The organism is Micromonospora sp. NPDC005686 (assembly GCF_042871665.1).
In the GTDB taxonomy this organism is placed as follows: domain Bacteria; phylum Actinomycetota; class Actinomycetes; order Mycobacteriales; family Micromonosporaceae; genus Micromonospora.
In genome coordinates this window covers 1-1,332 of record NZ_JBIAIY010000031.1, presented here as the reverse complement: position 1 = coordinate 1,332, position 1,332 = coordinate 1, and the positions used below count along the sequence as shown (strand labels likewise).

The window sequence follows — 1,332 nt, the reverse complement described above, 5'->3', positions numbered from 1 at the left end:
CAGGGCCCCGGCAAAGTCGTCAGGTGACGCCGAGGAGTGCCAGTGGGCGGGTGCTGTCGCGGGCGTGATGGCGGGTGCCGGCGGCGATGTTGGTGACTCCGGCGGTGCGTAGGGCGCCGATGGCGGCGTTGCGTAAGGCGGCCATGACCTCGGGTCCGTTGCCGGTGCGGATCTGGCTGCGGTCTTCGTCGTAGGTGACATCGCGGACCCAGTGGATCTTGTTTTCGATGTGCCAGTGCCCCCGGATCCAGGCGGCCAGTTGCGCGGGCTTCGCTTGGTGCACGCGTAGGTCGGTGATGGCGTAGACCGTTTCGGTGGTGAAGCGTTTCGGCTGGTCGAGTCGGTGTCGACGGCGGCGGATCTGTATGGCCTGGGCCGCGTGCGGGAAGTCGATGCCGGTGGAGATCGTCAGGATTTTGAGAGTGCGGATCTCGCGGCGACCGTGACCGCGGTCGGTGTCGCGGGTGGCGTTCGGGACGGCCCGCCAGGGCAGCGCGGCGAGGTGCTGATGCAGGTGAGGCTGGTTGCCTTTGACGGTCAGGATCCAGTGGGCGCCACGTTCGGCGAGGTAGGTGACGTGCTCACGCTGACAGTGCAGCGCGTCGGCGGTGATCACGGTGTCGCGTAGATCGCCGATCTGGTCGAGTAGCGGCTGGAACCGGGTGATCTCGTTGGTCTTGCCGTCCACGTCGGTGTCGGCCAGGACCACGCTGCTGACCTGGTCGCAAGCAGCCATCACATGTCGGGCGGCAGCGTCGGTGGTGCGGGATCCGCGCAGCGACTTCCCGTCGACCGCGATCGCCCGCCGGCCCGTCGCGGCGCTGGGCGCGGCACGCCCGTCGAGCCAGAGACCGATCGCCGCAGTCAGCAACTGCGGGTCCAGGGCCTGCAACAGTCGGCGGATCATCGCTTCGGATGGCCGCCGATCCGGGGCGATGCCCAGGGCCAGGACGGTCGTGTCCGGAGCGTCGGCGACCCATTCGGCGATCGCGGCATACGAGCGGTAGCCGGCAACCACGGCACAGACCGCCGCGGTCACCACGACCGGCAGCCTGTGCCGGACACCCCGCCGGGCACGCGGATCAGGTAGACCGGCGAGTGCTGCGGGCAGCCCACCAGCGGTTTCGGGAACGGTCAGAGCCGGTGCGCGGGACAGAGAAGAGGTCAGCGATGATGGCAGTGCGGGCATGGCTCACTTCGGATAGATCATCGTGGCGTAGAGAACCTTGATGATCTTCTGAACTGGTCATGCCCGTCTTGCTGCTACCAACACCGGCGCTTCTACTTCGAACCACCCAAGCCGGACACCCTCACGACTTTGCCGGGGCCCTG

General features: G+C 67.9%; 1 protein-coding gene. It reads right to left on the bottom strand.

What is annotated here, in order from left to right; translation table 11 throughout:
- Positions 1 to 19 precede the first annotated feature (19 nt).
- Positions 20 to 1,189, bottom strand: coding sequence for an ISAs1 family transposase (locus ACFYON_RS29035; RefSeq protein WP_354875072.1), 1,170 nt, complete (start codon positions 1,187 to 1,189; stop codon positions 20 to 22).
- Positions 1,190 to 1,332: the final 143 nt, after the last annotated feature.